The sequence below is a fragment of the Actinomyces sp. 594 genome (assembly GCF_019325145.1).
Lineage (GTDB): Bacteria > Actinomycetota > Actinomycetes > Actinomycetales > Actinomycetaceae > Actinomyces.
The window spans coordinates 1-8,104 of record NZ_PIZC01000059.1; the positions used below are offsets into that span (position 1 = coordinate 1).

At 67.9% G+C, this 8,104-nt stretch carries 2 protein-coding genes; both read right to left on the reverse strand.

Annotation, left to right across the window (positions count from 1 at the left end):
• Positions 1-102 precede the first annotated feature (102 nt).
• Positions 103-4,071: a DNA-directed RNA polymerase subunit beta' gene (locus GZ998_RS10660; RefSeq protein WP_219109822.1), complete on the reverse strand. Its 3,969-nt coding sequence runs from the start codon at positions 4,069-4,071 to the stop codon at positions 103-105.
• 129 nt (positions 4,072-4,200) lie between these two features.
• Positions 4,201-7,719, reverse strand: coding sequence for a DNA-directed RNA polymerase subunit beta (gene rpoB / locus GZ998_RS10665; protein WP_162679078.1), 3,519 nt, complete (start codon positions 7,717-7,719; stop codon positions 4,201-4,203).
• Between the last annotated feature and the right edge of the window lie 385 nt (positions 7,720-8,104).

Consider the following 8,104-nt stretch of genomic DNA (forward strand, 5'->3'; position numbering starts at 1 on the left):
GCCCGTGTAGCGAGTTGGCCCCGGCGAGCGGAGTGCTCGCCGGGGCCAACTCACAAGCGGCAACGGTGCGGCGGCTGCCCGCCGCCCGTCAGCTTCGGGGTGTCAGAACTGGAAGTCCTCCGAGGAGGCGTTGAAACCCGTGCGGAAGTCATCGGAGAAGTCCGCACGGAAGTCACCGCCGAAGGAGAAGTCGTCGTCGAGTGCCACGGACTCCCCCATGCTGAAGGTGTCGCCCCCGGCGTAGCCGGCCCGGGAGAAGACCTCCGCCTTGACCTCCTCGGTCGGCTCCACCTCGATGTCCGAGTAGCGGGCCAGGCCGGTGCCGGCGGGGATCAGCTTGCCCAGGATGACATTCTCCTTCAGGCCCAGCAGCGGGTCCGACTTGCCGCTCATGGCGGCCTCGGTGAGCACGCGCGTGGTCTCCTGGAAGGAGGCGGCGCTCAGCCACGAGTCGGTCGCGAGGGAGGCCTTGGTGATACCCATCAGCTCGGTGCGCGCGGACGCGGTCTTGCCGCCCTCCGCCATGACCCGGCGGTTCTCCTCGCGGTAGCGGGAGACGTCAACCAGGTCTCCCTGGAGGAGGTTGGTGTCACCGGTGTCCAGCACGGTCACGCGCCGCAGCATCTGACGGACGATGACCTCGATGTGCTTGGAGTGGATGTCCACGCCCTGGGAGCGGTAGACCTCCTGCACCTCGTCCACCAGGTGGCGCTGGGTGGCACCCACGCTGCGCAGTCGCAGGATCTTCTTGGGGTCGATCGGCCCCTCGGTGAGGGCATCGCCCGGCTCCACGTGGTCCCCGTCGGTGACCAGCAGGCGCTGGCGCCGGGAGACCGGTACTACCAGGTCCTCCTCGCCGTCGGCCCGGGTGATGACCAGGCGTTTGCCGTCGGCGTCGTCCTCGATCTTGAGGGTGCCGGCGGCCTCCGCCACCGCGGCCTCACCCTTCGGGGTGCGGGCCTCGAAGAGCTCCTGGACGCGGGGCAGACCCTGGGTGATGTCGGCCGCGCCGGCCGCACCACCGGTGTGGAAGGTACGCATCGTCAGCTGCGTGCCGGGCTCACCAATGGACTGGGCGGCGATGATGCCGACGGCCTCGCCGATGTCCACGCGCTTGCCGGTGGCCAGGGAGCGGCCGTAGCAGGCGGCGCAGGTGCCGACGGCGGAGTCGCAGGTCAGCACGGAGCGGCACACGACCTCCTCGATGCCGGCGTCGATCGCCGCGCGGATATCGGCGTCGCTGAGGTCGGTTCCGGCCGCGACCACCACGTTACCGTCGGCGTCCACGGCGTCACGGGCGAGCGTCGTACCGAACACGGTGGTCTCCAGGATGTCGGAGACCTCCTTGACGCGCTCGCCGCCGACCTCCCGCCAGGTGAACAGGCGCTTGGTCAGGCCCTTGCGGGTGCCGCAGTCGTCCTCGCGGACGATCACGTCCTGCGAGACGTCCACCAGGCGGCGGGTCAGGTAGCCGGAGTCGGCAGTGCGCAGCGCCGTGTCGGCCAGGCCCTTGCGGGCGCCGTGGGTGGCGATGAAGTACTCCAGGACGGACAGCCCCTCCCGGTAGTTGGACTCGATCGGCCGCTCGATCAGGCGCTGCTTGGGGTCGGCCACCAGGCCGCGCATACCGGCGAGCTGGCGGATCTGGTCCCAGTTACCACGACCACCGGACGCCACCATCTGGTAGACGGTGTTGCGCTCGGGGAAGTTGGCGCGCATGGCCTCGGCAACCTCGTCAGTGGCCTTGGTCCAGATGTCGATCAGCGACTTGTAGCGGTCGTCCTCGGTGAGCGCACCGAGGCCGAACTGCTCCTCGATCTCCGCGGCCTGGGCCTCATAGCGGGCCAGGATCTCCGGCTTGGAGGGCGGGGAGACCACGTCGGCGAAGGCCACGGTGATGCCGGACCAGGTGGACCAGTGGAAGCCGTTGGCCTTCAGCTCGTCCAGGCAGGCGGCCACCTCAACCCGCGGGTAGGACTCCGCCAGCGTGTTGATGATGTTGCCCAGCTTCTTCTTGTCAACCGTGTAGTTGACGTAGGGGAAGGTCTCCGGCAGCGCCGTGTTGAACAGGGCGCGACCGAAGGACGTGCGCAGGGTGATCGGGTCGCCCTCGCTCCAGTTCTCGGGGGCCTGCCAGTCCTCGGGCGCGGTAATGCCCTCCTCGAAGCGGATGTCGCAGGCGGCGTTGACGTCGAGCTTGCCGAAGTCGTAGGCCATGACCGCCTCCGCGTAGGAGGAGAAGGCCGGAACGATCGGCTCGCCGTCGGCATCCGTCTCCACTGCCACGGCCGGGTCCGGCTCCTGGGTGAGGTAGTAGGTGCCGATGATCATGTCCTGAGAGGGCATGGTCACCGGGCGGCCGTCGGAGGGCTTGAGGATGTTGTTGCTCGACAGCATCAGGATGCGGGCCTCGGCCTGCGCCTCGGCGCCCAGCGGCAGGTGCACGGCCATCTGGTCGCCGTCGAAGTCGGCGTTGAAGGCGCCGCACACCAGCGGGTGCAGCTGGATGGCCTTGCCCTCGATCAGCTGGGGCTCGAAGGCCTGGATACCCAGGCGGTGCAGCGTGGGGGCGCGGTTGAGCAGCACCGGGTGCTCGCGGATGACCTCGGCCAGCACGTCCCAGACCTTCGGGTTGGCACGCTCGACCATCCGCTTGGCGGCCTTGACGTTCTGCGCCTCCTTGAGCTCCACCAGCCGCTTCATGACGAAGGGCTTGAACAGCTCCAGGGCCATCTGGCTGGGCAGGCCGCACTGGTGCAGCTTCAGCTGCGGGCCGACGACGATCACGGAGCGGCCCGAGTAGTCCACGCGCTTGCCCAGCAGGTTCTGACGGAAACGACCCTGCTTGCCCTTGAGCATGTCGGACAGGGACTTCAGCGGGCGGTTGCCCACGCCGGTGACGGGGCGGCCGCGACGGCCGTTGTCGAACAGGGCGTCGACGGCGTCCTGCAGCATGCGCTTCTCGTTGTTGACGATGATCGTCGGGGCGCCCAGGTCCATCAGCCGCTTGAGGCGATTGTTGCGGTTGATGACGCGACGGTACAGGTCATTGAGGTCGGAGGTGGCGAAGCGGCCACCGTCCAGCTGCACCATGGGGCGCAGGTCCGGCGGGATCACCGGGATGTTGTCCAGCACCATCGCCTCGGGGGCGGTACCGGTCATGCGGAAGGCGTTAATCACCTTCAGCCGCTTGATGGCGCGGGTCTTGCGCTGACCGGTGCCGTTGTCGACGATCTCGGTCAGGGCGGCGGCCTCGGCCTCCAGGTCGAAGGTGCGCAGGCGGTCCTGGATGGCCTCCGCGCCCATGGCGCCCTTGAAGTAGATGCCGTAGTCGGCGGCCATGTCCCGGTAGAGGACCTCGTCACCCTCCAGGTCACCGACCTTGAGGGACACGAAGCGGTCCCAGACCTTGTCCATGTGCTCCAGGGTGCGGGTGTTCTTACGGCGCAGTGAGGCCATCTCCCGCTCGGCGGTCTTGCGGGCCTTGTCCCGCTGCGCCTGCTCGGCGCCCTCGGCCTCGAGCTGGGCGAGGTCCTCCTCCAGGCGGCGCTGGCGGGCCTCGATGTCGGCCTGTCCGGCCTCCTCGACGTGCTTCTTCTTGACCTCGAACTCGTTGCGCAGCGAGGGCAGGTCGTCGTGGCGGCCCTCCTCATCCACCTCGGTCACCATGTGGGCGGCGAAGTAGATGACCTTCTCCAGGTCCTTGGGGGCCAGGTTGAGCAGGTAGCCCAGGCGCGAGGGCACTCCCTTGAAGTACCAGATGTGGGTGACGGGTGCGGCGAGCTTGATGTGCGCCATGCGCTCACGGCGCACCTTGGAGCGGGTGACCTCCACCCCGCAGCGCTCGCACACAATGCCCTTGTAGCGCACACGCTTGTACTTGCCGCAGGCGCACTCCCAGTCGCGGGTGGGGCCGAAGATCTTCTCGCAGAACAGTCCGTCCTTCTCCGGCTTGAGCGTGCGGTAGTTGATGGTCTCGGGCTTCTTTACCTCGCCATGCGACCAGGACTTGATGTCCTCGGCGGTGGCAAGGCCGAGCTGGATCCTGTCGAACACGTTGGCGTCGAGCACAGTTCCTACTTCCGAATCAGAGTGGTCAGCTCAAAAGTCTTGGGGTCCCCGCACCGCGGTTCCACGGCGGCACAGGGCCCGATGGCCTGCGGGAGCGGCCGACGGCGCCCCTCCCGCAGGCGTTGAGGGTCAGATCTCATCCACCGTGACGGCGTTGCCGCCCGGGCGGCGCCCCAGGTCGAAGCCGAGCTCCTCGGAGGCGCGGCGGCCATCGTCGTCGGTGTCATCCAGACCAATGGCGTTGCCCTCGGCGTCCAGCGCCTCGACGTTCAGGCACAGCGACTGCATCTCCTTCATGAGCACCTTGAAGGACTCGGGGATGCCGGGCTCGGGGATGTCCTCGCCCTTGACGATCGCCTCGTAGACCTTCACGCGGCCCGCCACGTCGTCGGACTTGACGGTCAGCAGCTCCTGGAGGGCGTGGGCGGCGCCGTAGGCCTCCATGGCCCACACCTCCATCTCGCCGAAGCGCTGGCCACCGAACTGCGCCTTACCGCCCAGCGGCTGCTGGGTGATCATCGAGTACGGGCCGGTGGAGCGGGCGTGGATCTTGTCGTCCACCAGGTGGTGGAGCTTGAGGATGTACATGTAGCCCACCGAGATCGGGTACGGGAAGGGCTCACCCGAACGGCCGTCGAACAGCCGTGCCTTGCCGTCCGGCTGCACCAGCTGCACGCCGTCCCCACTGGGCAGGGTGGAGTCCAGCAGACCCATCAGCTCGTCGTCACGCACGCCGTCGAACACGGGAGTGGCCACGGGCGTGCGCGGCTCGGCGGCCACGCCGTTCTCGGGCAGGCGCTGCGCCCACTCCTCGCCGGCCTCGCGGGCCGCGGAGGCGTCCCAGCCGCGGGAGGCGACCCAGCCCAGGTGCAGCTCAAGCACCTGGCCGACGTTCATACGGCTGGGCACGCCCAGCGGGTTGAGGATGACGTCCACCGGGGTGCCGTCCGCCAGGAAGGGCATGTCCTCCACCGGCAGGATCTTGGAGATGACGCCCTTGTTGCCGTGGCGGCCGGAGAGCTTGTCACCTACGGTGATCTTGCGGCGCTGCGCGATGTACACGCGCACCATCCGGTTCACGCCGGCCGGCAGCTCGGCGTCCTCGGAGGAGGCGTCGAACTCGCGCACACCGGTGACAATGCCGTACTCGCCGTGGGGCACGCGCAGGGAGGTGTCACGCACCTCGCGGGCCTTCTCCCCGAAGATCGCGCGCAGCAGCCGCTCCTCGCTGGTCAGCTCCGTCTCACCCTTGGGCGTGACCTTGCCTACCAGGATGTCACCGCTGCGCACCTCGGCGCCGATGCGGACAATGCCGCGCTCGTCCAGGTTGGCCAGCGCCTCCTCGGAGACGTTGGGGATATCGCGGGTGATTTCCTCGGCACCCAGCTTGGTGTCGCGGGCGTCGACCTCGTGCTCCTCGATGTGGATCGAGGTCAGAATGTCCTCGGCAACCACGCGCTGGGAGACGATGATGGCGTCCTCGTAGTTCAGGCCCTCCCAGGTCATGAACGCGACCAGGAGGTTCTGTCCCAGGGCCAGGTCGCCGTCGGCGGTTGCCGGGCCGTCCGCCAGCACCGAGCCGACCTCAACCCGCTCGCCCTCGGAGGCGACCACGCGCTGGTTGTAGCAGTTGCCCTGGTTGGAGCGGCGGAACTTGGCGACCTTGTAGACGGTCTCGGTGCCGTCGTCGTTGGCCACGCGCACAAAATCGGCGCACACCTCGGTGACCACACCCGCCTTGGCCGCAACTACCACGTCGCCGGCGTCCACTGCGGTGCGGCGCTCCATGCCGGTTCCCACGAGCGGGGCGTCGGGGCGGATCAGCGGCACGGCCTGGCGCTGCATGTTGGCGCCCATCAGCGCGCGGTTGGCGTCGTCGTGCTCGAGGAAGGGGATCAGCGAGGTACCCACGGAGACCATCTGCCGCGGGGACACGTCCATCAGGTCCACCTGCGAGGCCGGCACCAGGGCGGGCTCTCCACCGGTGACGCGGCACAGCACGTGGTCCTCGGCGAAGTGCCCGTCCGCGGTGAGCTCCACGTTCGCCTGGGCGATGACGTGGCGGTCCTCGTCGTCGGCAGTCAGGTAGTGGGTCTCATCGGTGACCTGGCCGTCGCGCACCACCCGGTAGGGGGTCTCGATGAAGCCGAAGGGGTTGATGCGCCCGAAGGTCGCCAGCGAACCGATCAGGCCGATGTTCGGGCCCTCGGGGGACTCGATGGGGCACATGCGCCCGTAGTGGGAGGTGTGCACGTCGCGGACCTCCATGGAGGCGCGCTCACGCGACAGACCACCGGGACCCAGCGCGGACAGGCGCCGCTTGTGGGTCAGGCCGGCCAGCGGGTTGTTCTGGTCCATGAACTGGGACAGCTGGCTGGTGCCGAAGAACTCCTTGATCGCGGCCGTGACGGGCCGGATGTTGATCAGGGTGTTCGGGGTGATGGCCTCCACGTCCTGAGTGGTCATGCGCTCGCGCACCTGCCGCTCCATGCGGCTCATGCCGGTGCGCACCTGGGCCTGGATCAGCTCCCCGACGGCGCGGATGCGGCGGTTGCCGAGGTGGTCGATGTCATCGAACTCGACTGCGACGTCGACGATCTCACCGTCGCGCACGCCCTCGATGGTCTCGGCGCCGACGTGCAGGGCGAGCAGGTACTTGATGGCGGCAACGATGTCCTCGATGCGCAGCACGGACTCGTTCAGGTCCGCAGTCAGACCCAGCTTCTTGTTGATCTTGTAGCGGCCGACCTTGGCCAGGTCGTAGCGCTTGGCGTTGAAGTAGAAGTTCTCCAGCAGGGTGCGGCCGGCCTCCACGCTGGGCGGCTCGCCGGGGCGGATCTTCTTGTAGATGTCCAGCAGCGCCTCATCCTGGGTGGTGACCTTGCGGTCCTCATCCAGGGCGGTGGTCAGCGCCGGGAAGTCCTTGAACTCCTCGCGGATCTCGGCCTCGTCCAGGCCCAGGGCCAGCAGGAACACGGAGATGTCCTGCTTGCGCTTGCGGTCGATGCGCACCGCAACCCGGTCGTTCTTGTCCACCTCGAACTCCAGCCAGGCGCCGCGCGAGGGGATGAACTTGACGTTGTACACGTACTTGTCCGAGGCCTTCTCGGTGGTGCGCTCGAAGTACACGCCCGGGGAGCGGACCAGCTGGGAGACAACTACGCGCTCGGAGCCGTTGACGATGAAGGTGCCCTTGTCCGTCATGAGCGGGAAGTCGCCCATGAAGACCGTCTGGGACTTGATCTCACCGGTGGTGAAGTTCTCGAAGTCCGCCACCACGTACAGCGGTGCGGAGTAGGTCAGGTCCTTCTCCTGGCACTCCTCGGCGGTGTACTTCGGCTCTTCGAAGCGGTGGTCGTGGAAGGACAGGGCCATGGTCTGGCCGAAGTCCTCGATCGGCGAGATCTCAGCGAAGATCTCTTCCAGCCCGGAGGTCTCCGGCAGCGAGCCCGGCTGGGCGGCATTGGCGGCGTCCACCCGGGAGCGCCACTTCTCGTTGCCCACGAGCCAGTCGAAGCTCTCGGTCTGCAGGCCGAGAAGGTTCGGAGCCTGCATCGGCTCGGCGATCTTGGCGAAATTGATTCGACGCGACGCGGTGCGCGCGGCGATTTCAGCGGCAGTTGGTGCAGAGGTGCGCGAGGCAGCCAAAGGGGATCCTTCCCTCATCTCGGGGACCACTCTGCGTACACTGCGGTGCGGGTCCGGGCGACCGCCACCCTTTTCCCTTCCGGTTATTCCCTTCCGGTTGGTCCAGCCATCCGGCTGACCGTTGGGCAGCGCCACTGGGGCCAGTACACACAAGGTACGCGAAGAGCTAGCCTACACGCTCACGCCGTACCGATCCACGCCGAGGCGGTGTTCCTCCTTGCGATTCCCGCCACAATCCCCCATACTGCCCCGCGCTCTGGCGGTACCCGCTCTCCCCGCACCGGCTCCGCCCCGCGGCAAGCAGGCGCTTGGACTGCCCCAACCAGGCGGGTCCGTCACGTATGTACGACGTCGCCCCGACCACGCATAGCGGTCGGGGCGACGT